Source organism: Rubrivivax albus (assembly GCF_004016515.1).
In the GTDB taxonomy this organism is placed as follows: Bacteria; Pseudomonadota; Gammaproteobacteria; order Burkholderiales; family Burkholderiaceae_C; genus Rubrivivax; species Rubrivivax albus.
In genome coordinates this window covers 1-255 of the sequence record NZ_SACT01000068.1, presented here as the reverse complement: position 1 = coordinate 255, position 255 = coordinate 1, and the positions used below count along the sequence as shown (strand labels likewise).

At 71.4% G+C, this 255-nt stretch carries 1 protein-coding gene; it reads left to right on the top strand.

The window, feature by feature from the left end; genetic code table 11:
- Window positions 1-255 (top strand): IS66 family transposase (locus ENE75_RS24765; protein WP_158289106.1); only part of this gene is annotated, 255 nt, incomplete at both ends.

Below are 255 nucleotides of genomic sequence, written 5' to 3'. Positions count from 1 at the left end.
CGGCGTGACCGAGGTGGGCTGCATGGCGCACGCGCGGCGCAAGTTCCACGAGCTGTGGGCCAACCACGGCAGCCAGGTGGGCGAGCAGGCGCTGAAGTTCTTCGGCGAGCTCTACGACGTCGAGCGAGAAGTGGCCAAGGCCCACAGCCAGGCCCGGCTCGAGGCCCGACGACGACGATCACGGCCCGTGGCCGACGCGCTGCACCAGTGGATGGGCCAGCAGCGGCAGAAGATCCCGGACGGCTCGGCCACCGC